Consider the following 24,045-nt stretch of genomic DNA (forward strand, 5'->3'; position numbering starts at 1 on the left):
CGTCGCAACATCCTTATTAAGCAATGCTGCGCGATCCGCAACACGCGCGACGCCATCACTTGCGGTCCTTAGTCAGTAGGACGCGGGGCAAACGACCCAGGTCGATGCAGTCAAAAACCGACGCATAGACATATCGCGATTCATTTAATCAAACGCCACATCATCGTCAAGGCTTTACCCCTATCATCCACCAGCACACCAAGGAGATCCTGGTCATGGCAGCGAACAATGGGCAATTCAATTTCTTGATTATCACCACGGACGAAGAGCGGTACCCTCCAACATATGAGGACGCGTCCATTCAGCAATTTCGCCAGGAGTACCTGCCGGGCATCAGCGCCCTGCGCGAAAACAGCCTGGAGATGCATCGGCATTACACCGCCAGCACCGCCTGTAGCCCCAGCCGAACCAGTATTTATACCGGCCACTACCCTTCCCTGCACGGCGTCACGCAAACGTCGGGCATGGCCAAAGAGTGGTACGACCCGAATATGCTCTATCTGGACCCTAACACCGTACCCACCATGGGCGACTATTTTCGCGCCGGTGGCTATCGCACCTTTTACCGCGGCAAATGGCATCTGTCGCACCCGGACATCATTCTGCCCGGCAGTGTGAATGTCATGATGAGCACCAAAGACGACGGCACACCCATACCGCGCGCAGAGGAACTGTATAAATCAGCGAACAAGCTGAATGAATATGGTTTCGACGGCTGGATCGGCCCCGACCCGCATGGCTCGGCCAAAGCCAACGCAGGCGTTAACCGCGACCCCGGTTTTGCCAATCAGATCATTAGTCTGCTGGACACGCTGGACCAGGATGGCAACGACCAGCCCTGGCTCACGGTGGCGTCGTTCACCAACCCGCATGACATCGTCTTCTTCGGCTCGCCATGGCTGTTTGGCTTCAAATACGACTATGATTTCCCGGACTTCATCAAAAACCTGAATCTGCCGCTGCCACCAACCCGCTGCGAAGACCTGTCCACCAAGCCCCGCGCGCAGAAGGATTATGCCGAAAAATATGGCGAAATGTTCTTCCGCAACCCGACCATTCCCCAGTACTACCAGATGTATTACTACCTGCAATACGTGGTCGATCAGGAAATCCTCAAGGTTTATCAAAGGCTGCGCAACAGCCGGTTCTTTGAGAACACAATCGTCATTTACACCTCGGATCACGGCGATATGCTGGGCGCGCACGGCGGCATGCATCAGAAATGGTATAACGCCTACGAAGAATCCCTGCATATTCCATTCATCATATCCAATCCGACCTGTTCAACGGCCAGCAACACAGCCATGCGCTGACCAGCCATGTAGACATCCTTCCCACCCTCATAGGCCTGGCCGGCATCAGCCAGGAAGAGGCTGCCAACGAACTGAAACCCAGCCATTCCGAAGTGCATCCGCTGGTGGGCGCCGACCTGTCCGAACTTGTGCGCAACAGCGGCACCGGCGGCTACAGTGACGACGCCCTATACTTTATGACCGACGACGAGGTGAGCGAAGGCCTGACGGACGTCAACCCGCGCGGCCACCCGTACTCCCCCATTGCCGAACCCAGCCATGTGGAAACCGTTATCACGCGCTTACCCGACGAAAACGGTGAACCACAAATCTGGAAATACTCGCGCTACTACAGCAACCCCAAATTCTGGGGCGGAGCGAGCAACCCGGACCAAAGCATCAGCCCGCAGCCCGAAGGCGGCCCGGCCGAGTTCGAGCTGTACAACCTGGGCGACGATCCATTGGAAACGACGAACCTGGCATGGCGTTGCGGCCAGAATGCGGCGACGGACAGGGTGATCAAGACGCTGCAGGCGATGCTGGTGCAGCAGCGGCGTAAGAAAAGGTTGCGGCCGACGGGGCAGGTGGAGGATTAAGGAAAGCCTGGTCGCTCTGCGCCAGCGGCTTCTTACCTAAGATGTCGCGACAACGCAGCCGGTTTTGCCATTATTTCAAAATGGCTACCGGCGTTGTCTTTTCTTGCCAACACAAGTTGACTAAATACCATTTGCCCCGTTTTTTTGTATTGAAGAGCCCCGATCAATACCCTGCCGCGATATGGCCATGACGAAACGGGAGTGCCGACAGGTCCTGACACGCCGGTCCTGGTGCGTCGCAATCAATTATCTCGGCGCAACGCTCCGCGAAAGCAGCACGGAAGTGATTTTTGGCTTTTACGCACAGTAAGCGCAGCTTATTCAGGTCTATACCATGCAAGGCATAAAAGGATGGGTCATCTGCAGCCACGACACGTTCGGTGACGATGACACGGACGTCGGGTAACTGCGCCAGACGAAGAATGACCGTGTTGCCGCAATGGCGCTCCACTCCCGTATGCATGGGACCAGAGTTGCGAAAGACGCCGTCGGTCAACACGTCTACCTGGACTCGCACATCCGCGCCCTCTCCAAAATGCGATCCATGGCGGCCACCCAGGCGAACATCAAGCACTGCACCACGGCCTGCTGCGCCTGCACGGCGTACAATTTCAGGATCGACAAAGCTGGCAAACAGACAGGACATACTCGGCTGCGCGTCTATTAATGCACGAAATAATGCCGGCGTGTCGCCACCGCCGCCCGACAATGGGTTGTCGCCTGAATCCGTAACGGCAATCAAACCCGGCTTTGATGATGCCAATGCAGCAGCAACGGCATCCGCTGGAGACGGCAGTTCGATTCGAAACTGATCAGCCAGCGAACAAGCATGGGCAAGGACCTGCTCTGCTGCTGCAGTGGCCGCCCTTCCCTCAGGGTCCAGCCGCGCATCACTGATTGCCAACACAGAGGAGCCCGTGGCCGCCGTATCAGAGTAAGGAAATCCCCCAAAGACACACACTTCCATCACCGGCGCTATCGTAACATCGCGGGCCATCTGCTCCAGCGCATGCATCGGCCCAGCCTGAGTACGCATATTAATACTGGGCAAGACGATACGGTCATTACGCAGCACCAGCCGCGTGCGCAGGCCCTGGGTCACCCAGGCCACGAGCCCGTTAAGCACCCGATCGGCCGTCGCAGCCATATCAATATGCGGATGCGTGCGGTAAACGGATGCGAAGTCAAGCACGTCCGCCCATCCGGACGGCATATTGCCATGCAGATCGAAGCTTGCGCCCAGCGGCGCGTCGGGCAGTATGCTGCGCACCATACGAACAAAATCCAGCTCCGGCGTTTCCCTGTCCGTCGTGATCGCCGCGCCATGAAGCGATAGATAGACTGCATCCCATCCACCCTGGGTCAAACCAAGCAAGAGCCCTTCTTTGACTTCCGATACATATTGATCGAATACGGATTCCGCAATGGGGCCTGCCGGCAAGGCGGCGGCGCAACGCAGAACAACGACATCCCAATCGGGATGCTGCTCCGCAAACGCGGCCACGGCCCCCATCTCGGTCGCCGTCCCCGCTGATTGACTCAACACCTCGGGGCCACTCTGCCATTCATACTGCTCGAACTGCTCCATCGTCGCCGGTACCGGACCGAACGCGTTTCCTTCGTACCAGAATCGTGCCACCGCAAGGCGCTTGCGCCTGGCGACAGGAGGGGCAAATTCTGTCACCATTATTTGGGCTCCTTCATCTTGGCCATGACTTCCCTATAGCGCGCCTGCTCCGAAGTCAATTGCTTGGCCAATCGCTCCGGTGGACCGCCTACGGGTGTCGCGCCCAGTTTCTGGAACTGCTCGAGCACTGCAGGCTCTTTCACATAAGCGTCGATGGCGGCACTGAGCCGATCAACGACAGGCTTGGGTGTCGCAGCCGGCGCCACGATGACGAACCATGATGGCAATACGTAGCCAGGCACCGATTTCCTCACTGGCGCCACGCCGGGCAGAACTGGTAGTTCGTTCTCGCTTGCCACGCCCAGCGCGACCAGTTTCCCCGACCGGATCTGTTCAAGGGCAGTTGGAACGTTATCGCCGGAGAGCTGGATATGCCCCGCGAGCAAATCGGCCTTGGCCTGGCTTGCGCCCTTGTAGGCACATGCGTAATGTCCACAGCAGCCAATTGCTTCAGTAGCTCCAGCTGAATATGCCCGGTGCTGCCCACACCGGGCGATCCCCAGTTCAGTTTACCGGGTCGCTCCTTGGCAGCCGCGAGCAACTCATCGATATTCTTGATGCCGGTTGCAGGGTTGGTCAGAATGACATTGGGTACATCCGCCACATAGGACACCGCCGCAAAGTCCGTCTCGGGCTTGTAACTCATATCCGGATAGATGTTGGCGTTGATCGCCAAAGGCCCCGGTGTTCCCATGAGCACGGTATAGCCATCCGGCTTGGCATGCGCCACGGCCGCAGCACCTATATTGCCGCCAGCGCCGGGTTTATTTTCCACGACGACACTCTGCTTCAGACTCTTGGAGAGCCCTTCTGCCACCAGTCGGCCAAGCAGATCTGTTGTTCCACCTGGCCCGAAGGGCACGATAATTTGTATGGGACGGGTCGGCCAATCGTCCGCTGAATGCGCGGAAAACGCCACACAAGTTCCAGCGACTGCCACCGCCGCCATCGCCCATTTTTTGCCTGCGCGCCGCGCCCTGCTGTGTTTATCGGAATCATTCGTATGTCGCATGGTATTCCTCCATTATAGTAACGGCCCTGCGCTGGCTTTGCTCGGCGCAAGAATTTTTCTGTCCGCCTTCAAAGGTTGGCGTCTGCTTCTTTCACGAGAGACTGGTAAAGATCGGGACGTCGATCCCTGCGGCTGGGATAGGCGATGCGCGCCTCATCCACCTGAGTCCGATCGATGTCCGCAACCAGCAGCGCTTCCGACTGCCCATCTGCTGATTGCAATATGGCGCCGTTCGGGGCTGCGATGAGGCTGCTGCCGCCGAACGTCCAGCCGCCCTCCTGGCCCACTTTATTGGCGGCAACCAAATAGCAGCCGTTTTCAAAGGCCCGTGTTCTGAGTACTTCCTGGAACATGTTCACCCGTGTCGTGGCATACGGTGCAATAAGCAGCTCAGCCCCATTGACCGCCAGGCAACGCGCTGTTTCCGGAAATCCCATGTCGTAACATATGCCAATGCCAACACGCCAATCGTCAAACGCATAGGTGTCGAAACGCGTGCCATATCGAAAATATATTTCTCCAGACTCAGGACGGCTGCCGGATGTACTTTGCGGTACTTGAATACGATGGCGCCAGTGTGATCTATGTGCATGGCAGTATCGAAATACAACCCCGCCTCTTGCTTTTCGTAGATCGTGGCGATCACCGCGATGCGATTGCGCTGCGCCGCTTCCCGAATGGCTGTGATAGTTCGACCCGTGTCTGCTTCGGCCAGGTTGTGATACACAGGATCCTGATACTGGGCGAAAAACAGGGTATTGAAGAATTCGGGCAGCACAACCAGGTCAGCGCCCTTGGCGGCCGCCTCGTCAATGTATCGACACGCCTTCTCGATATTCTCCTGAACGTTGTCCGTACTAAACATCTGTACTGACGCGACTTTCATTTGCGGATCTCCTTGTGTTTTCGGCCGATCAGATAATCACTAATGGATCATTTGATCTATTTTAATATTACATATATCATATGATCCATAAAACAAATGGTCAAGCGACTTCTTTCAGTGACCAGTGACAGAGCCGTTATTCTTTGGGAAACCTATGACACGCATTATTCATCGAAATCCTCGTAAATCCATGCCCGTCGCGCACGAAGGAGCAGGATGCTTTCTTATTGATACCAACAATCGCCGCTATTACGACGCATCGGGCGGTGCGGCGGTATCGTGCCTGGGGCATGGCAATGCAGAAGTCATCAGTGCGATCACGGAACAGCTGCATAAGCTCGAGTATGCCCACACCAGCTTCTTTACTTCGGAACCCGCAGAAGAACTGGCCGATACACTGGTGAATCAATCGCCTGCCGGGCTCGCTAACGTTTATTTCGTATCCGGCGGATCGGAAGCCATGGAGTGTGCGCTGAAAATGGCTCGCCAATTCCATGTGGAACGAGGCGAACCGTTGCGCCGTCACATCATCTCCCGCCGCCAAAGCTATCATGGCAATACCTTGGGTGCACTGTCCATTGGCGGCCATCTCGGGAGACGTGCACTTTATCAGCCGCTTTTGATCGACACCTACCATGTATCGCCCTGCTTTCCTTATCATGAACAAGAGGATAATCTTTCCGACGAGGACTACAGCGCGCGACTCGCGCAAGAGCTGGAGGACCAGATTGTCAAGCTTGGCCCCGACACGGTTGCTGCCTTTGTCGCCGAAACCGTCGTCGGCGCGACAGCTGGCGCAGTATGCGCCGTACCCGGGTACTTCAAAAGAATACGCGACGTCTGCGATCGTTATGGTGTGTTATTGATCCTGGACGAAGTGATGTGCGGCCTGGGTCGCACCGGTACTTACCACGCGTTCGTGCCGGAAGGGGTAGTCCCGGACATCCTGACTCTGGCAAAGGGTCTGGGCGGCGGTTACCAGCCCATCGGCGCGGTCATTGCTCACGACCGCGTGGTGGAAGCGATCCATTCCGGATCGGGTGCATTCCAGCATGGCCATACCTATATCGGACACCCGGTTGCATGCGCCGCAGCACTCGCAGTCCAAAGAATCGTCCAACGCGATGAATTGGTTCAGCAGTCGGCGCAACTGGGGCATGATCTGCGCACGCTGCTGACCGAGCGATTCGGCAACCATCCTCATATCGGCGACATCCGTGGCCGGGGCCTGTTCCAGGCCATCGAACTGGTGCGCGAACGTGATCAGCGTTTACCATTCGATGCGCAGCTACAGCTACATGCGCGAATCAAGCAAGAAGCACACGCAAGAGGGCTGTTGTGCTATCCGGGTGGAGGCACCATTGACGGCGAACACGGCGATCATGTCCTGCTTGCTCCCCCTTACATCACGAACCTTGCGGAACTCACAGACGCGGTCGACATACTGGCACAGGCGGTCGATGCCGCAATCGCGCAGGTTCACGCGTCCATCCTGTAGAATGCGAAAATTGGCAAGTAGCGAGAAAAGGACATGGACAAGCACAGCGTAGACCGATTGATTGAAGAGCGATATCAGAGCCTGTCACCCGTACTGCAGCGCGCTGCCCGCTATGTGATGGACAATCCCAAGTATATGGCCTTGAATTCAATGCGGTCCGTGGCCAGCAGTGCTGGCCTACAGTCCAGCACCATGCATAGGCTCGCCCGGGAACTGGGATTCGACGGTTACGAGTCGTTTCGTTCGGTATACAGAACCTGGCTGACCGAAGGCAGCAGTTCATTTTCCGAACGCGCAACGGCACTGCAGAAACGCAGCGGCAGCGACGAAGCGGAAAAGCTCATCCGGGAACTGCTGCATGCGGACAACACGCACCTGACAGAATTGACCGCAACAGACACCCTCAAATCAATCAAGCACGCCACCGACATACTGGGAAAGGCGCGTCGCATCTACGTTGCGGGGCAACGGAGCTTATTTCCTGCCGCCTTCTATTTCAACTACGCATGTTCTATGTTCATGCACAATACCCGTCTTCTGACGGGTATTGCCGGAACGTTCTCTGACGATCTGAGGGAGGGAGACAGCGGCGATGCCTTGCTCGTCTTCAGCTACAACCCTTATGCGAGAGATTCCGTGTCGGCAGTCGAGTTTGCGCGTCAACAAGGGATGCGGATTGTCAGCATTACCGATAGCACCCTTTCCCCCATCGCCAAACAGTCGCATGCCCTGGTGATCGTTCCCAATAGCACGCCATCACTATTTCCGTCCGTGGTTCCGGCGATGTCCATCGCGCAGATCCTAGTTGCCATGCTTGTGGCCAGAGGCGGAAAGAAAAGCCTACAGGAGATCAAGAAGAGCGAAGCGCAGTTGCAACGGTTTGCGGTTTATGTTGATTAGGAAAGGCGCACAGATGTGGGCGACCATGGGTTAAATACCTGATGTGATCGACTAACGCCCCCTGCGCTAGCCAGCCCGAATTAACGATATTCCCCGGTATGCTACAGCCGCAGCACATAGATCGTTTCACCCTGAATTTCGTAGCGAGTTTCATAATGTCCTGCCAGAATGCGGCGCACGTCACGCGGCTCGAACTGGAACAATTGTTCGCCAATGCGCGAATCGGTTAACAATATGGTTGGGGCTTTGGTTAGCTTTTGCACCGCTCTGGCAGCGGCTGATTTGTTCACTGGGGCTAAAAATTCGTATAAACGCGCTCATTCGGAAAGCGTCTTGCTGGTCTATTCAAAATCATGAGCGAGGTACCGGCAGTGGTTCCTGGTCGCTCAGACTGTCAGCCCAAGCTTGCACGGCTTGATGATCAACAAAATGACCACCCTCCACTTCAGCCAGCGCCTCCTGTGTCAGGCGGTCGCGCTCTTCCTCCTGGGCGATCCAGGCTGAAAGTGCTTGTTTTATAATCCAGCCACGAGAACGCCTAAGCCGATCTGCCAATTGGTCCACTTTCTCTGCAAGTAATACGGGGACGAGCGCGGTAAGCACGCGTGTTTCGGCTTTAGGCATAGCATCCACCTTCTGGTACATTTGATTCAAAACCGATCCTACTAATTAATATTGAATAGATCAAGCCACTGGCCACTACCGGAGCAAGGCCTTTATATACCCAATGCAACAAATGTGCCGAAGATTTGCCTGCACCTGGCATAGCCACCATAACTAGTTAGTCCCCCTACCTCGCCTTGCCTCGCCGGTTCGCATTAAACCGCGCTTTCTTCTCCTTATTCCCACACGTACCCATATCACACCATCTGCGCGTACGACTCTGGCTGGTGTCAAAGAACGCGGCCTGGCAACTGGGTGATGCGCACAAGGCCAGTTTGCCGTCCCGTTCGCCTGCCAGGATGCTGATCGCATCGGCGGCAATTACGCCCAGAGCATCTTCCACACTGGATGCCGAACCAAGCTTCCATTGCCGCTTGCCTTCGGGCGTCAGGAATGCAGCTGCCCTGCCCTGAGCACTGCAATCGTTGATGACCCGGACAGCAGATGCAGGCAGCGCACGCCCGATCGCAGCGGCAGTCGCAGCGGCGTGAATGGCCTCCCTCAGGTCCCGGGCCCTGTTGAACTGAGCCGTGGTACACGCTTTTACCGCCAGGCCATAGACGGCCAGCCAGTCAATAAGTCGCTGCGGCGTGGGAATGCGCTCGATAGGATTACCGCAACGCTCGGAAAGCGTCCCCGTGAAGCTGGTTGCCAGCACATTGCCGAGGCGAAAGTCAGGATATTCAGCACGCATGGAACCACCTTAGCTGGTTGACGTTATTGTTGACGACATGTTACAACCATCTTAGCCGGTTCGCAATAGCTCGTGGCCGGAACCACAATCGCAAGGAGATCTCATGCCTAGTCTGACCAGCGAAATACACGCATTTGAAGCCCACGCAAGCGACGCTGACCTGGACGATCTGCGCGCACGATTAGCCGCGGCGCGGCTGCCGGAGGCAGAGACAGTCTATCGCCCCGCGCCCGACCCGCGCCGCTGGGACCAGGCGTGCCGCTAGCCGACCTGATCGATGTCGTGAACTACTGGCGCACAGAATACGATTGGCGAGCGTTCGAAGCACGCCTAAACCAGATCGGCCAGTTCCGAACGACTATCGATGGCCTGGGAATCCACTTCCTGCACCGCCGCTCACAGCGCACCGACGCCACGCCCCTGATCCTGACGCACGGCTGGCCAGGCAGTGTTGCTGAATTTGTCGATATCATTGACGAACTGGCAGACCCCAAAGACGCAGAAACCCCGGCATTCCATGTTGTGGCCCCGTCACTGCCCGGCTTTGGCTACAGCGACAAGCCGACCACCACCGGGTGGGGAACCGAGAAAATCGCTGCCACTTGGGTGGAATTGATGGGAAGACTGGGCTACAACAAGTTTGTCGCCCATGGCGGCGACTGGGGCGGCGTGATCACCACCATCCTGGCCGGCCGGTTCCCTGAACACGTACTTGGCATCCACTCAACGCTCGCGCAGGCGCCGCCGGGGCTGACAACAGAAAGCCTCACGCCGGCCGAGCGCAAATGGACCGAGCAAACCCGCGACTTCTGGCACTACCGCGCCGCGTATGCCAAGCAGCAGGCCACCCGCCCCCAGACCATTGGCTACGCGCTAGTCGACTCCCCGGTCGGGCTGCTTGCCTGGATCCTGGACAAGTTCTATGAGTGGACAGACAGCGAAGACAGCCCGTTCGAGCGGATTTCCCGAGATCGCATTCTTGACAACGTCACCCTGTATTGGCTAACGCGCAGCGGCGCATCGGCTGCCCGTATTTATTATGAAAGCCATGACTCGCTGGATCCGGAACTGAAGGTGGAGGTGCCGACGGCGATCAGCATCTATCCCAAGGATATTGAGAAGTGTCCGCGGCCTTGGGCGCAGGAACGATATCAAAAAATTGTGAGGTGGAGGGAGCCTGAGGCTGGGGGGCATTTTCCGTCGTTGGAGGTGCCGGGGGAGTTTGTTAGGGATTTGAGGGAGGGGTTGGGGGTGGTGTTGGAAGCTAGGTGAATGTGACGCGGATCGAGGCAGGCTATACATACTTCGCTTTTGATCGGGTAAAAGCGTCACGTTCACGGTAACGATAAATATTATTATTCAAATCGACCCTCATCATATTCAGAATAATGTATATGCAAGCGAGACTCACGTCCTGCATATTGGACAGGGACTGGAGAAACAGTTTATTTTGATTAACAGGTTCCTCTGGGTACGTGAGGTATCTATATCCAGAATGAATTGCAATACTAAGCCTTCTATAAAGCGCAATAATGAATTTTCCTTCGTTATTGTTCAGCAGCTTTTTGGAGATCAGCTTTGTCACAAGCCCATCTCTATCGTTAGTGATTGAAAGTGACTTCGTTTTATGGTTTTCAGACGAAAAGCTATTTTCTAAAGAAAAGTAAGCATGTCTCACCGCCAGCTCAATGACGCTCCTAAGCAATTGATCGACGTTTTTGTATCGATGCGCCTTCAGTAACGAGAATGTGGCGTTCAGATCGTCTTCCGATTCAAACAAATGAGGAATTTCTAAGGCGTTCAAGTCACCCCTACCAGCCAACGTCGTTAACAAGCGACCATACGCAAATGTGTGCTTCACCGCGCCAATTAGTCTTAGTTCTATTTTACTAGATTCTGACTTTGGAGCTTCTTCTAATATCGCCGTGACATTGCGCTCTTGAATGTAGTTTTTGAAATGAAAGAACTCATCGTAGCCAAACGGAAGACTATAAAACTCAAGGAACGACAAAAAATCGCTATCCGCGTTAATTTCAGCCAAGAGCTCATCTGAAAACGGAAGAGAGCGAATTAGGGGATGGATGCGAAAGATTGGAAAGCTCTTCATGCGCTTGAGTTCAATATGCGACTAGGAATCGACTATATATACTGCTTCAATTATTGAATTTCTATAATTCAAACCTTCAACAATCATAGGTCATCTGTATCTATTATCATTCCTGATTGTTCGACGCATAACTACTGTACGATTTACTATGCGGCGATGAATTTTTTCCTTTCAAGCAATTTGTGCAATACTCAAAATCCTGTTCCGGACAGTCGCTCACAAAAAGGTCAAACTCTTTGTCGAAATGGAGATCTTTATACTCAGCTTAAGCGGTCACCGCAAGACTCGCGTTTACTGTTAGATTCTCTTTAATGCATAGAAGACCATCAAAGACGGCTAAGGGTCCATATCCCGCGTTTTGATTCCGCCGCTGCCTGCACGATATTTCGTTCCCGCAGACGAGTGCACGCCCAACGCATGTCATATTGCCAAGTAAAAAAGAGCTCTCCTGAAGCAAGCAAGTCATTTTCATGATTTATCCAGATATGCCGTGCAACCTCCGCAATACTGGCCGATCCTCCAGACTCTTTCAATGCTGCGATCACCCAATCTTGCAATTCTTCCCGCTTTATCATCTGTCACTCTTCATCAAAATAATCAGTATCTAGCTTCGGTACTTTCAAAGTTCTCGACGACACACCGACTTCGTGATCCATCATCAGATTGACTAGGCGAATTCCGTCGACCAAAACAATCCCCTCAACAGATTTACCAAATTCAACAGCTTGCGCAGTAAAGCCGGAAGTTGTTATAAAAACGCCACGTTTGGATTTCTGTCCGGCAAGAGCCCCATAAAAAGCCTGTAGTTCAGGGCGACCAACAGTACTTTGCCAACGCTTGGCCTGGACATATACCTTTTCGAGGCCAAGCTTATCTAACGAAATCACGCCATCTATTCCACCATCACCTGATCCGCCCACACGCTGCAGATCATGTCGACTTGTTCCATAGCCTAAACGATGAAGCACATCCAGCACGATTACTTCAAATCGCCCAGGAGATACTTGAAGAAGACTTTCAAGAAGTTCATTGGCCGTTGCTTCTCTAAGTTCTGCTAATGCCTGTTCCAAACGATCATCCGGGCTAATAGTCGCTGACGGAGCGGTAGGACTGACGGACGAATATGGATCAACTGGCACGGCATCATTTAGTTGCCTGAGCCTCACATCCATATAGCCAATCGCCAGATGTTCGACCTCCGTCGGATTAAGCTTAAATGCGTGGTGTGCAGCATACTCGGCACCTTTTGCTGTTAGTTTCCAGTAACCTCGCCTGATACTGCTAGACAAACCTGCCCGTTTTAGCCGATCGTGGGCCCAACCGGCACGATTCTTATAGACTGGTTGACCACTGCTAATCAGCTCCTGACGCTGAGGCTCATCAAGACCCAACGCATCTGCCACGGCGTCGTATGCGTCTCTCGCACGAACGCCATTCGGATTCGCGGCCAAATACCGCAAAATGGGTTCTATAAATTGATCATAGGTAGGCACAGGCATGGTGACGTCCGGCTGGTTTTTCTAATTGAAACAAAGTTTAGCAGATGCTGCTGGACTACGCCCGGTCTCCTGATATTTTCAATAGTTCCCCATTTTACTCCGTCAATCTCGGCGTTTATTGTGCTCCGTACATTCCGTCGATGGCCTGGAACGCCACACCCTGCAGCGCGGTACGAGAGCGCCATCGCCGCTCAGCTTATATTCTGCCGCAAGGATATCTGTTTCCACCGCCTTGATTGATCGGCATATCTGAACTGCAGTAGCTGTATTCAGCGGCCTTGAATTAAGTGACTGGTATCCTCGGCACAGCGCGGTTCTATAGCGCAAGGCCTCTTCCGTTGCAGGATCGGCCAGAAAATTCGACTCCTCTCTCTCATACAGAAAGAACCGGTCTGTCAATATGTTTACGCCATCGACATATTCGTCTGATATGTCGATAAAAACGATTTATTTCGACATATCAGGATAAATGGCATCCTTGACACAGGCAAAAATTTTGTTATGCCATTTTCCTATAGCTGAAATCTATCTGAACATCTGGTGCCAGGCGGAGGAATCACTCATCATTTGTCGTTCTCATACAAACAATGACGGAGACGAAAATGAATAAGCTATTGTCGCTGGCAGTAGGAATTGGTCTTGCTGCGCAGGTTTTTACTGTTCACGCCAATGCCAGCAAAATTGCCGATACCCAGACTCAGGTTATCCAGACGCCGAAAGGAGCAAAGGTCGAGGTCTTTATCAATGGCACCGGAACGCCTATTGTCCTGCTACCGTCTCGCGGTCGGGGGGCAGAAGATTTTGATCCGCTGGTGCCGTTCCTGCAGCAAAAAGGCTACCAGGTTATTCGCCCGGAGCCACGTGGGATCGGCAAAAGCCAGGGCCCGACAGAAAACATTACCCTGCATGACCTGGCCGATGATATCAATCAGGTTATCCAGCAGGTTGCCAAAAAGCCCGTCATTATTGCCGGTCATGCTTTCGGCAACTGGGTCGCTCGCATGACGGCAGTCGATCACCCGGACGCAGTACGTGGTGTCGTCATTATTGCAGCCGCGGCCAAAAGTTATCCGGAAGCCATGCCTGAGCTGGTGGAAAAAGTGCGTCATGCTACCGACCAGAGCGTCCCCGAAGCCCAGCGGCTGGCGGCATTGCAATTCGGTTTTTTTGCCAAAGGGCATGATGCACGTTCCTGGTTAAGCGGCAGCTATGGCAATGTCGCCAAGAGCCAGCGCGCGGCGGGCAAGGCCACCCCGCAGTCGGAATGGTGGTCAGGCGGACACGCTCCATTACTGGAAGTACAGGGCGAACTGGATCCTTTCAAACCGGAATCGACCCGCCAGGAAATGAAAAAAGAATTCGGCTCTCGGATTAGCACGGTTGTCATCGCCAACGCCAGCCACGCACTGGTACCGGAGCAGCCACAAGCACTGGCTAACGCGCTTGATAACTGGATCAAAACACTCAAGCCGTGACCAAACGAGGCAAGGAAGCGAGCCTTGCAGGTTGGCTTCTTTCATCATAATCATCATAAGTTCTCCCGGCGATTCTCGGCTTTGAGAATTGCGACGTCAACCGACAGATAGGTCTGTTGGCGTCAGCCGCCCCGAACGACGTCATTCAAAAACGGAGATTTGAGTATACGAAGGCGATAACGGCTGCTGACTAATCCTCCCATGGCAGTACTCGCAAGCACACCACTATTGATAACCAAGGCACACGCCCTATTGACGCTGCGCGCGCTGATCCGCGGATGCGTTATCGACTCCATTCCCACATCCTCCCCTCACTGTAGCGATTACCCGAAACCCGCAGCACGATGTCATTGAGGGGGACATGAATTATTATAATTGGCATACTACCTATGCCTTTGGAGTTATAGCTTGAATCAACCTAGTATGGAACAATGGCGGCTATTCGTGCAGATAGCCGACCTCGGTAGCCTTAGTCTTACCGCTACCGTTCGCGATGTAGCGCAGCCTGCATTAAGCCGGCAGCTTGCGGCACTGGAAAAAGCGTGCGGAGGCCGTTTGTTTGAACGAGGTGCTCGAGGAGTTCGCTTGAATGAGGTTGGACAGCGCCTTTATCCGCAAGTTGTAGCATGGCTGGCCCAAGCAGATGAGCTGTTGCTGGAAGCGCGCGGTGAGTCTCGCATGGCATCGGGACAGGTGCGTTTCGGGGTACTGGCATCCATTTCTCCGCAGCTGGTGACAGAGGTATTTAAGACGGTACGGGAAAAATTCCCCAGAATCCAGTTGCAAATTTCATCTGGACTTAGCGGTATGTTGGCCGAAGGTATTGGAAACGGCACGCTGGACCTGGCCCTATTGTCTACGAATACGCGTGACTATCGCAGCCAGGAAATTCCTATCGGCAGCGTGCCACACGTATTGGTAGGCGCTCCCGGGGATGTGATAACAAGGGCCAAGACGGTAACTTTCTCGCAGTTGGACAATTTGCCCTTGCTGGTTCCGGGCGGTCGTTATGCGCTGCATGGCCTGCTGTTGCATTGGGCTCATCGAAAAAAAATCAGCCTGAATGTGGTGGCCGAGTGTGATGCGTTGGATTTGCAAAAGCAGTTAATTCGTACCGCGGGCGTATATGCCATTATGGCGATCAGTGCGGTTCGCTCGGACGTGGAGAAAGGTTTTTTACAAGCCGCCGAGATTGTCTCGCCGGCGCTGCAGCGCAATCTTGTCTTGCGGGTTTCCTCTGCGAAACCGTTAACACCCGCATGCAGGGAAGTGCTGCGAATTGTCGAGCAATCGGCAATTGGTCTGCTCAAGGCCGATGCCAAACCCGCTGTTCGCAGCAAGATATAAATAGAGAGAATGAGAATGCGTGATCAACCTAATATCCTGTTCGTGATGATGGACCAGTGGCCCGCAAAGGTAATGCGTGCCGCAGGCCATCCCACCATTCTGACGCCGACACTGGACCAATTGGCACGGCTGGGTACAAGATTTTCGCGTGCCTACTCAGAGTGTCCGATTTGTATTCCCGCCCGGCGCACAGTGATGACAGGAACAACGCCGCGATCCCATGGTGATCGCCAGTTTCAGCCATCCCTGGGCATGCCGGATTTTCCGACAGTGGCGCAATGCTTCAGGGATGGCGGTTATCAGGCGTTTGGCGTTGGCAAGATGCACGTTCACCCGCAACGCGATCGAATGGGCTTTGATGACATCTGGCTTGCCGAAGAAGGACGTCCCCAGCTTGGCGCCATTGATGATTACGACATGTACCTGGCAGATCAGGGACATGCCGGCGCCCAGTTTCTTCATGGCATGAACAACAATGATTATTTGTTCAGACCCTGGCACCTGGACGAGAGGCTGCATGTCACCAACTGGATAACCAGAGAGTCAGCACGGATGATCAAGCGGCGGGATCCCGGCAAGCCTGCATTCTGGCATGTGTCGTATACGCACCCTCACCCTCCTCTGGTGCCATTGGAAGCGTATATGAATATGTACGAGTTGGACCGCGTAGATCTTCCACTTCACGCAGATTGGGCTGCAGGAGAACTGCCCCCCGCCTTGTCGGCGACCAGGCGGTATTGGCCAACAGAATTCAAAAACCATGAACTACAGGCAATTCGACGCGCCTATTACGCACTTTGCACCCATATCGACCATCAACTACGTGTTCTGATCGGCACCTTGCGCGAAGAGCAGGTTCTGGACAACACGGTCATTCTGATCTGCAGTGACCACGGAGATATGTTGGGGGATTTTGGGCTTTGGGCCAAACGCGTCTTTTATGAAGCTTCCGCACAAGTGCCTATGCTGGTTGTCGGCGCATCGGGCAGCAACAGCGTGCAAGCCAATCATGTCGATAATCGGCTGGTGGGGCTTCAGGATGTGATGCCTACCCTGTTATCACTGGCGGGATTGCCCATTCCCTCCACCGTAGATGGCATCTCCATGTTCGGAGATACCCGGCGGAACATCCTGTTCGGAGAGTGTCGGGAGAATGTTCTTGCCACCCGCATGGCGCATGACGGTCGTTTCAAGCTTATTTGGTACCCGGCCGGTAACCATCTCCAGCTGTTTGATCTTGAGACGGACCCGACTGAACTCGTTAATCTTGCCGGCAAGGATGAATTCACCCAGGTACAAAGCAAGCTGGAGCGCGCACTTATGGATCACGCCTGGGGCATTGACAATGAATGGATCATCGATGGTCGACTTGCCGGATTTTCCCCACCTGATGCCGCTCGTAACGGAGACCGACATTTTGGGGGACAACGCGGCGTTCACTACCCCCCGCCGCCACTTGATGACCCAGCCCGTGCCGTGGGTTCCCCGGGCTAGAGACCCACACGATTGTAATAACAGAAAGACGAAGGAGACAATGTGAAAACAACCAGACGCCACGTCCTGGGATTAATGGCCGCGCTCGCTTGCGCACCAGGAGTGGCCATCAGCGCCGCAAAATGGCCAAATGAAAAACCGATTCGTATTATCGTGCCGTTCCCGCCAGGCGGAAATTCAGATCTGCTTGCCAGGGCTATCGGACAGCAGCTATCAGAAAAATTGCGGCAGTCCGTAGTCATTGAAAACCGCTCCGGCGCGGGCGGCTCTATTGGCGCCGCCGCAGTCGCGCGCGAAGCTGCAGATGGTTATACCTTCCTGTTGGGTGATATCGCGACCCAGGTCATCAATGAAATAATCCTGCCCAAACTGTCCTACAGTCCTGAAAATGACTTTGTGACGGTTTCCAGGCTGACAAGCGTTTCGTTATTGTTTGTCGCCAATCCAAAACTTGGGCTGAAGACCTTTGCGGATTTTGTTACTCAGGCTAAAGCCAATCCCGGCAAGCTGACTTATGCTTCCGGTGGGACAGGAACGCCTAGTCACCTTGCAATGGCAATGTTGGCTGCAAACGCCGGAATTGAGCTGGTGCACGTTCCATACCGGGGCAGTGCGCCAGCGCTGAACGATATCATTGCGGGAGAAGTTGATGTCATGCTTGATGGTGCCGCGACACAGCTGGTGCGAACCGGCAGGTTACAGTTGCTTGGTGTTTCGGGTGAAAAATCTCCGGCCTTCCCCGAAGCCCCAACCATCGCAGAAGCAGGTGTGGCAAATTACCGATTTTCTTCCTGGCATGGGATATTTGCTCCAAAATCGACACCCACAGAGATCGTGAACAGTGTTGCTTCGGCGTTATCGGACATTCTTGGACAAGCTGCACTTAAAAAACAGTTTGCTGACCAGAACATCCAGCTTTTAGCGTCAAACCAAAAAGCGTTTAATGACTTCATCAAACAGCAAAAAGAGGAATTTACCAAGCTGGTCCGAGAACAAAATATTAAAGCCCAGTCTTAGACGTGGGTATTAGTATTACGAGACGAGTATATTTAGGTAGGCATGCGGCACTGCATTAAGGCCTCACGGCGCTGATTGAACGCTGAGCAATTGCCTTGCGTGCAGCGCATCAGCCTGCCCAGTCGTTAATATCCAGCACAGCCGCAGCGAAGGCGTCGGGCGCTTCCTGAGCAAGATTGTGGCCCGCATTGGGGATGATCCGGTTTTCATGACGTCCTGTGAAGCGCGTCAGGTTTGCCTGTCCCTCTGCCACTGGCGTCACGCCATCGGCATCCCCTTCCAGGGTAATCGTGGGTACGGAAATGGCCGGCGCACTGGCCAGGCGCCTTTCCATATCGTCAAATAGCGGGTCGCCATCAGCCAGCCCAAATCGGTGTCGGTACGAATGGATGACAACGTCGACGAAATCGGGATTGTCAAACGCCGCAGCGGAGCGGGCGTAGGTGTTCTCATCGAAGCGCCAGGTCGGCGACCATAATGACCACAAGAGTTTACAGAATTTATGGCGGTTTTCTGTCAGCCCGGCGCGACCGCGTTCGCCATGAAAATAGTATTGATACCAAAGCCGATACTCTTTTTCCGGACTGGCCGGCTGCACGGATGCGGCAATATCCTGTATGTTGTAGCCGTTCACCGACACCAGACCACGTACTCTGGACGGGTACAGCGCGGCCACGATACAGGCGGCCCGCCCGCCCCAATCATATCCGCCAACCACGGCTTGTTCGATATTCAATGCATCCAGCAATGCCAGCAAGTCTGCCCCCAGCGCGGCCTGCTGTCCCGAGCGAGGTATGGTCTCATCAACAAATCGGGTAGGCCCGTACCCCCGAAGAAACGGCGTGATAACGCGTGCCCCCTGCGATACCAGTTGCGGTGCGACCTCCTCAAAAGACTGGATGTCATAAGGAAAGCCGTGTAGCAGAACGACTGGCCACCCATCGGCATCGCCCTGTTCGTCGTAGGCAATCTCAAGCTGCCTGGTCGCTATTGTCTTAAGCATGGCGTCATCCTTTCGTTTATTGTCAAAGCCCCAGGCAAACCGCCCCGCCCGCCACGATCACGCATGCGAGCCAGCGTTTTGCATTTACCGTTTCTTGCAGAAAAAGTCTTCCGATAAGCACGGCAAACACTACGCTGGTTTCGCGTAATGCCGATACTGCGCCTATCGCGCCCTGCTGCAACGCCCAGATCACGATACCATATGCCGCAAGGGAAACCAGACCGCCAATCATCGATATGCCAGTTGTCCTTGGCGCTGTGCGTAGCGGCGTCAGCAGCGCTGCGAGTCCACGCCTGGCAACAAACAAAATAGGCATCAGCCAATAAAACAGGAACATCCACGCCGTGTACGAAAGCGCCTGTCCACCCGACAAGCGCACGCCAATGCCATCGATCACAGTATAGAACGCGATGATCACACCCGTCATCACCGCAGCCAGCACGCCCTTGCCCGACACCTGGCGCCCCTGCAGCGCAATCGTAATAATGCCACCCGAAATCATCACGATGCCCAAGGCGTGCAAAGGCCCGATGGCCTCATCGGCGAAGAGCGCCGCGCCCAGGGTGACAAATAGCGGCGAGGAACCGCGTGCAATCGGATACGCTTGCGCCAGATCACTACGACGGTACGAGCGCACAAGGCTTACGTTGTAGGCGATATGTACCAGCCCCGAGGTAATGATATACGGCCAGGCCGCGCGCGCCGGCAATGGAACGAACAAAATCACAACCGTAGAGACCGCCGCGATGGCCACGCTCATCCACGTCATGGACAGCAGGCGATCGCCATTGCCATGCAGCATCGCGTTCCAGCCCGCATGAAGCAGCGCCGCAAGAAGAACGAAACCACCAATATAAGCATAGCTGAGCATGCCGGCCCCGAAACAAAAGTGTAGTAAGAAGTATATCTATCTTGTGCTCGGGCAACAAACCAGATAAATTGCCACTTCATATTAGATAAACTATTTCGAATGAAACAGAAACTCCCACCACTAAATGCATTGCGTGCCTTTGAGGCCGCAGGCCGATTGGGCAGCTTTAAGGAAGCGGCCGCGCAACTGCACGTTACCAATGGCGCGATAAGCCAGCAGGTACGCCTGCTTGAAGCATGGCTGGGCGCGCCATTGTTTGAACGACATAACCGGCGCGTAGTGCTCACGGCAGACGCCAGGGCCTATCTGGCGCAAATCGGTCCTCTGTTCGAACAGCTGGCGCAGGCCACAGCCAACTACGGTGTGCCCGCAACCGTCTCCCGGACGCTGTCGGTGAATGCATCGGCAACGTTCACCTTGCGCTGGCTGGTGCCGCGGCTGGAGAAATTCCGTAGCGAACACACCAATATAGACGTGCGCGTAGAGACCTCGAACGAGCCGGTGGAAAGCATCAAGGAGACTTATGACGTCATCATCCGGGGCGGCCCGGATACGTTCTATGGCTATTGGATGAGACCGTTCCTGTCCGAGGAGCGGCTGCCGGTTTGCAGTCCGGCGCTCCTGGCGCGCCTGCCGCTGCGTGAACCGCAAGACTTGCAACAACATACGTTGCTGCACACAACAAGCCTGCCGCGCGTGTGGCCGGACTGGCTGGCAAAGGCGCAGGTTCACGACCTGTCCCCGGTGGGCACGCTGACCTTCGATCACTTTTACCTGACGTTGCAGGCGGCCATCGATGGCATGGGCATCGCCATGGGGCCAACGTCGCTTGTATCAGACGATCTTGCTGCCGGCCGGCTAATTGCACCGTTCAGCGGACCACGCCTGCCATCACGCAGTTATTGCGCTTATGTTCCGGACGAACGGTCTGCCGACGACGTCGTGATGCTGTTTTGCGCATGGCTTGAGCGCGAGGGGAAATGCGCTCCGTCTGGAGACTGATCGGCGGCACTCAACCGGTGCGCTTGATCAGCTGAACATTTACTCCCGTTGGCCTTCTGATCCATTTTTTGATGCGACGGCAAGACTGAATGCTTGCAGGGCACGCAATGCACCTATTACGCTTGTTATAAAGCAAAACACCCCAAAGATCATACCTGTGAGATCTTCGGGGTGTTATCAGCAAATCATAAATTGGGAACGGCTCTACCCTTCCCGGATACTGGCTTAAGACTGGTTATCTGGCTGCTGATCCAGCCGACGCCCAATGCGCATTACAGCCAGCATCATCATCAGGTTAACAAACACCACCAGGAACACCAGCACGCCGATCACAAACGGATTGGCCAGCACAGTTAGCGGCGTGACGCCTTTAATGAGTTTTTCCATTTCGTTGCCCAGGCGGTCATCGGCGTCCGAGGCATTGAGTTTTTCCGAGAATTGCGTTGAGAAAGATGAAATCAATGTGGTGCTAATCTGCACAGCAGGCAGCGCGAACAGGGAATCACGCGGCGTTTTGCCGTCCAGATAGCCGCTCACACTTTGGTCCAGACCTGCGATAAAGGCTTTGTGCAGGGCGAGCTTGTCTTCGTCGCTGTCCGCAGTGTACAGAACGGTATTGAGGTTCTCCACGATTGTGCCGCGTACAGTTGACTTGCCGCAATGCGGGAGCACGTCCACCTCAGTCGGCGCCTCTTCACCCGCGGTTTCCGCTTGCGCGTCAACCGCCGCTGCGGCGTCGGCGGCAACGGCGGCAGCAGCAGCTTCGACGGCGGCAGCCGTTGCATCAGACTCGGGACCGCAAAGCTTCGTGTACTTGTCAACGGCCTCAAACTCCACCGGAGCCAGCGGCACCGTGCCGTTCTCTAGCGCGGCTGCTTCAATACGTGCGCGCTCTTCGGGCTTGCTATCGGCAAAGGCGTGGATCTTGCGGATGATGTTATCGTAATGCGCAGCAATGTCCTGCGTTTTCATTGCTTCGTGAAGTTTGATCGTGTCTTCGTCCTCGCCGGTCGTACTGGCCTGTGTGCTGCGAACCGCATCCTCAAAAGCCTTTGCATCGGGCGTAAAGCCCGCGGCTTTCTGTACGCTGGTCTGGTCATTGTCGGCCAGATACAGCCGCCAGCCGTTAGGCACGCTCAGGACAACCCACCAGATGGCAAACGCCAGGAAGATCACTCCCAGCAAGACCAGGGCAAGCCGACCAGCGGCCATTATTTTTTGTTCAAGATAGTCAAGTTTTTTCATGTTTTTGTTGATATTGAGTGTTGAAGTAGTTTCAGCCTGATATGAGTGGCGCGCTATTCTATCACTCTGCTGAGGCGGCGCAGGAACTTTGCACCAAAACCGCATTTTGGGGGGTACCGTCCCCGACTATTTTCCGCTCATCCCGCGCATTGCTCAGGCGGTCATTTATTCCGTATCTATAATAAAAAATCCGCCGCTCTCCCATGCACACCCTGCGGCCTCTCCGAAAAAGCAACAAGGCGCTGTACTAATGTCAAAGTTAACGAAGTCGGAAATCTCCCCTGCCCAGGCTCGCCGTATCGCACTCACTGCGCAGGGATTCAATGGCCTGGCCCGTGATGGCAACATCAACACTGCACACCTGCGCCGGTCAATCGGGCAGCTCGGCGTGCTGCAGATCGACAGCGTGAACGTTCTGGTGCGCGCCCATTACCTGCCCCTCTTTTCCCGCCTTGGTTCCTACGATCGCACGCTTTTAGACACCGATACACTCGCAAAGTCCAAACGCTTCTTTGAATATTGGGGGCATGCGGCGTCGCTGCTGCCGATGGACTGCCAGCCTTTATTGCGCTGGCGCATGGACCGCGCGCTTCGTGGCGAGGGCGTCTGGACGCAGCTACAACCCTACGCCAAAGCAAGGCGAACCGAAGCGGATGCCATCCTGCATCGCATCGGCGCCGAAGGCCCCCTGGCAGCCTCCGATCTGTCTCCCGCTGCCGACAAACCAGCCAAGGGAGCCGCCAAGGAGATGTGGGCGTGGAGCGAAGTAAAGCATGCTATCGAATGGCTGTTCTGGTCGGGCCAGATCGCCTCAACGCATCGCCGGGGCAGTTTCGAGCGTGTTTATGATCTGCCTGAACGCGTCTTGCCTCGTGCCGTGCTGGCGCAGCCCACGCCCAATGATGTAGATGCACAGCGCGCCCTGCTCGCCCGTTCGGCCAAGGCCCTGGGCATTGCCACCGAAGAGGACCTGCGCGATTATTACCGCATTCCCGCTGCGGACGTACGACGGCCGCTGGCGCAACTGGTGGAGGAAGGAACCATCATTCCCGTGCGCGTGCGGGGCTGGCGACAGCAAGCCTATCTGCACAAGGACGCGCGTGCCGGGCGCAAGATCGAAGGCGCAGCGTTGCTCTCACCCTTTGATCCGCTGATCTGGCATCGCGCCCGCACAGAGCGGCTGTTCGACTTTCGCTATCGGCTGGAAATCTACACGCCCGCGCACAAGCGCGAGCATGGCTATTATGTGCTGCCCTTTCTGCTGGATGGTGCGATTGCGGCGCGGGTGGATCTGAAGGGCGATCGCCAGTCTGGCACGCTGATCGTGCAACGCGCGCACGTCGAGCCCGATGCGCCGCCGCACACGATAGAACGGCTGATCGAAGAACTCAGGCTTTTGGCATCATGGCTCGGCTTGTCGTCCCTGGCCGTTACGCCGGTTGCTGCAATTGACCCGCTGCTTGCTGCCTTTCGTGTAGAGAACCTGGCGGCACCGGCCGGGGCGTAGTCAATATAGTTCGGCGTTACAAGTGTCATTTCGCAGTTCTAATTTTCTGCCAATACGAATCAGCCGGCTGCAATTCAATTTGCGCTGAACAAGCCTGGGAAACGTGGAGTTCTCTGAACCACAACCCATAGCCAGCCTCCTTCATCAATTGTCCAGCACTGCGGCAACAACAAGGCCCAGGCCATAAAGCGCTACGTTAAGCGCGCTGTGCTGCACCGTCCGCGCAACAGCGCGGGGGCCGCAAGAGCAA

The 24,045-nt window shown here is 55.0% G+C and carries 21 protein-coding genes and 3 pseudogenes; 12 read left to right on the forward strand and 12 right to left on the reverse strand.

From position 1 onward, the window contains the following. Nucleotides 1-215 precede the first annotated feature (215 nt). Together TKWG_RS17045 and TKWG_RS24130 are read left to right on the forward strand one after the other, a co-directional pair. Nucleotides 216-1,313 carry a sulfatase-like hydrolase/transferase gene (locus TKWG_RS17045; RefSeq protein ID WP_050981652.1) on the forward strand — a complete coding sequence of 366 codons (1,098 nt, stop codon included), beginning with the start codon at nucleotides 216-218 and terminating at the stop codon, nucleotides 1,311-1,313. A 92-nt stretch (nucleotides 1,314-1,405) separates the two neighbouring features. Beyond that, the gene (locus TKWG_RS24130; protein WP_050981653.1) at nucleotides 1,406-1,888 is read left to right on the forward strand and encodes a hypothetical protein; all 483 of its coding nucleotides are present in this window, start codon (nucleotides 1,406-1,408) and stop codon (nucleotides 1,886-1,888) included. 163 nt (nucleotides 1,889-2,051) lie between these two features. Here TKWG_RS24130 and TKWG_RS17050 read toward each other — a convergent pair whose 3' ends face one another. The 3 genes and pseudogenes from TKWG_RS17050 to TKWG_RS27310 all read right to left on the reverse strand — a co-directional run bounded on the left by TKWG_RS17050 (nucleotide 2,052) and on the right by TKWG_RS27310 (nucleotide 5,473). Then, entirely contained in the window at nucleotides 2,052-3,575 is a 1,524-nt protein-coding gene (locus TKWG_RS17050) for a M81 family metallopeptidase (RefSeq protein ID WP_014752028.1), read from the reverse strand. Next, a pseudogene (locus tag TKWG_RS27305) lies at nucleotides 3,575-4,587 on the reverse strand (Bug family tripartite tricarboxylate transporter substrate binding protein). Before TKWG_RS27305 ends, TKWG_RS17050 begins: the two are co-directional and overlap by 1 nt. Nucleotides 4,588-4,655: 68 nt before the next feature. After that, nucleotides 4,656-5,473: pseudogene (locus TKWG_RS27310) on the reverse strand (carbon-nitrogen hydrolase family protein). 154 nt (nucleotides 5,474-5,627) lie between these two features. Here TKWG_RS27310 and TKWG_RS17065 point away from each other — a divergent pair. Both TKWG_RS17065 and TKWG_RS17070 read left to right on the forward strand, forming a co-directional pair. After that, on the forward strand, nucleotides 5,628-6,971 hold the full coding sequence (locus TKWG_RS17065; protein WP_014752031.1) for an aspartate aminotransferase family protein: 1,344 nt from the start codon (nucleotides 5,628-5,630) through the stop codon (nucleotides 6,969-6,971). Between the two features lie 33 nt (nucleotides 6,972-7,004). Then, complete coding sequence (locus TKWG_RS17070; RefSeq protein WP_014752032.1) at nucleotides 7,005-7,871, forward strand: MurR/RpiR family transcriptional regulator; 867 nt, start codon at nucleotides 7,005-7,007, stop codon at nucleotides 7,869-7,871. Nucleotides 7,872-7,972: 101 nt separating this feature from the next. Here the strand turns inward: TKWG_RS17070 and TKWG_RS17075 are convergent. From TKWG_RS17075 to TKWG_RS17085, 3 genes and pseudogenes are all read right to left on the reverse strand, one after another. Next, a pseudogene (locus TKWG_RS17075) lies at nucleotides 7,973-8,173 on the reverse strand (type II toxin-antitoxin system RelE/ParE family toxin); the annotation flags it as partial. Between the two features lie 49 nt (nucleotides 8,174-8,222). Then, nucleotides 8,223-8,495, reverse strand: coding sequence for a CopG family ribbon-helix-helix protein (locus TKWG_RS17080; RefSeq protein WP_014752034.1), 273 nt, complete (start codon nucleotides 8,493-8,495; stop codon nucleotides 8,223-8,225). A gap of 166 nt (nucleotides 8,496-8,661) precedes the next feature. Continuing rightward, nucleotides 8,662-9,228 carry a CGNR zinc finger domain-containing protein gene (locus tag TKWG_RS17085; RefSeq protein WP_014752035.1) on the reverse strand — a complete coding sequence of 189 codons (567 nt, stop codon included), beginning with the start codon at nucleotides 9,226-9,228 and terminating at the stop codon, nucleotides 8,662-8,664. A 103-nt stretch (nucleotides 9,229-9,331) separates the two neighbouring features. On the opposite strand from TKWG_RS17085, the gene TKWG_RS24135 reads away from it, so the two are divergent. Both TKWG_RS24135 and TKWG_RS17090 read left to right on the forward strand, forming a co-directional pair. After that, nucleotides 9,332-9,493 (forward strand): hypothetical protein, encoded by a 162-nt coding sequence (locus tag TKWG_RS24135; RefSeq protein ID WP_202947730.1) that lies wholly within the window; start codon nucleotides 9,332-9,334, stop codon nucleotides 9,491-9,493. Then, nucleotides 9,484-10,500, forward strand: a complete 1,017-nt coding sequence (locus TKWG_RS17090) for an epoxide hydrolase family protein (protein ID WP_202947731.1) — start codon at nucleotides 9,484-9,486, stop codon at nucleotides 10,498-10,500. The genes TKWG_RS24135 and TKWG_RS17090 overlap by 10 nt, the downstream gene beginning before the upstream one ends. A gap of 22 nt (nucleotides 10,501-10,522) precedes the next feature. Here the strand turns inward: TKWG_RS17090 and TKWG_RS17095 are convergent, their stop codons facing one another. The 3 genes from TKWG_RS17095 to TKWG_RS17100 all read right to left on the reverse strand — a co-directional run bounded on the left by TKWG_RS17095 (nucleotide 10,523) and on the right by TKWG_RS17100 (nucleotide 12,834). Further along, nucleotides 10,523-11,335: a hypothetical protein gene (locus TKWG_RS17095; RefSeq protein WP_014752036.1), complete on the reverse strand. Its 813-nt coding sequence runs from the start codon at nucleotides 11,333-11,335 to the stop codon at nucleotides 10,523-10,525. Between the two features lie 326 nt (nucleotides 11,336-11,661). Then, complete coding sequence (locus TKWG_RS22790; RefSeq protein WP_014752037.1) at nucleotides 11,662-11,910, reverse strand: hypothetical protein; 249 nt, start codon at nucleotides 11,908-11,910, stop codon at nucleotides 11,662-11,664. A 3-nt stretch (nucleotides 11,911-11,913) separates the two neighbouring features. Beyond that, complete coding sequence (locus tag TKWG_RS17100) at nucleotides 11,914-12,834, reverse strand: restriction endonuclease (protein WP_014752038.1); 921 nt, start codon at nucleotides 12,832-12,834, stop codon at nucleotides 11,914-11,916. Nucleotides 12,835-13,436: 602 nt separating this feature from the next. On the opposite strand from TKWG_RS17100, the gene TKWG_RS17105 reads away from it, so the two are divergent. The 4 genes from TKWG_RS17105 to TKWG_RS17120 all read left to right on the forward strand — a co-directional run bounded on the left by TKWG_RS17105 (nucleotide 13,437) and on the right by TKWG_RS17120 (nucleotide 18,167). Beyond that, nucleotides 13,437-14,309: an alpha/beta fold hydrolase gene (locus tag TKWG_RS17105; protein WP_014752039.1), complete on the forward strand. Its 873-nt coding sequence runs from the start codon at nucleotides 13,437-13,439 to the stop codon at nucleotides 14,307-14,309. A gap of 423 nt (nucleotides 14,310-14,732) precedes the next feature. Further along, nucleotides 14,733-15,656 carry a LysR family transcriptional regulator gene (locus TKWG_RS17110; protein WP_081489331.1) on the forward strand — a complete coding sequence of 308 codons (924 nt, stop codon included), beginning with the start codon at nucleotides 14,733-14,735 and terminating at the stop codon, nucleotides 15,654-15,656. A 15-nt stretch (nucleotides 15,657-15,671) separates the two neighbouring features. Continuing rightward, a complete protein-coding gene (locus TKWG_RS17115; RefSeq protein ID WP_014752041.1) occupies nucleotides 15,672-17,150 on the forward strand; it encodes a sulfatase-like hydrolase/transferase in 1,479 nt (492 codons plus the stop codon). A 42-nt stretch (nucleotides 17,151-17,192) separates the two neighbouring features. Next, nucleotides 17,193-18,167 carry a Bug family tripartite tricarboxylate transporter substrate binding protein gene (locus TKWG_RS17120; RefSeq protein WP_014752042.1) on the forward strand — a complete coding sequence of 325 codons (975 nt, stop codon included), beginning with the start codon at nucleotides 17,193-17,195 and terminating at the stop codon, nucleotides 18,165-18,167. Nucleotides 18,168-18,276: 109 nt separating this feature from the next. Here the strand turns inward: TKWG_RS17120 and TKWG_RS17125 are convergent, their stop codons facing one another. After that, complete coding sequence (locus TKWG_RS17125; RefSeq protein WP_014752043.1) at nucleotides 18,277-19,170, reverse strand: alpha/beta fold hydrolase; 894 nt, start codon at nucleotides 19,168-19,170, stop codon at nucleotides 18,277-18,279. Nucleotides 19,171-19,192: 22 nt separating this feature from the next. Then, a complete protein-coding gene (locus tag TKWG_RS17130; RefSeq protein ID WP_014752044.1) occupies nucleotides 19,193-20,041 on the reverse strand; it encodes an EamA family transporter in 849 nt (282 codons plus the stop codon). A gap of 99 nt (nucleotides 20,042-20,140) precedes the next feature. On the opposite strand from TKWG_RS17130, the gene gcvA reads away from it, so the two are divergent. Further along, nucleotides 20,141-21,043, forward strand: coding sequence for a transcriptional regulator GcvA (gcvA, locus tag TKWG_RS17135; protein WP_041709612.1), 903 nt, complete (start codon nucleotides 20,141-20,143; stop codon nucleotides 21,041-21,043). Between the two features lie 225 nt (nucleotides 21,044-21,268). Here the strand turns inward: gcvA and TKWG_RS17140 are convergent, their stop codons facing one another. Then, nucleotides 21,269-22,288: a hypothetical protein gene (locus TKWG_RS17140; RefSeq protein ID WP_014752046.1), complete on the reverse strand. Its 1,020-nt coding sequence runs from the start codon at nucleotides 22,286-22,288 to the stop codon at nucleotides 21,269-21,271. Between the two features lie 250 nt (nucleotides 22,289-22,538). On the opposite strand from TKWG_RS17140, the gene TKWG_RS17145 reads away from it, so the two are divergent. Further along, on the forward strand, nucleotides 22,539-23,795 hold the full coding sequence (locus TKWG_RS17145) for a winged helix-turn-helix domain-containing protein (protein ID WP_014752047.1): 1,257 nt from the start codon (nucleotides 22,539-22,541) through the stop codon (nucleotides 23,793-23,795). Nucleotides 23,796-24,045: the final 250 nt, after the last annotated feature.

The organism is Advenella kashmirensis WT001, assembly GCF_000219915.2.
Classification (GTDB): Bacteria; Pseudomonadota; Gammaproteobacteria; order Burkholderiales; family Burkholderiaceae_B; genus Advenella; species Advenella kashmirensis.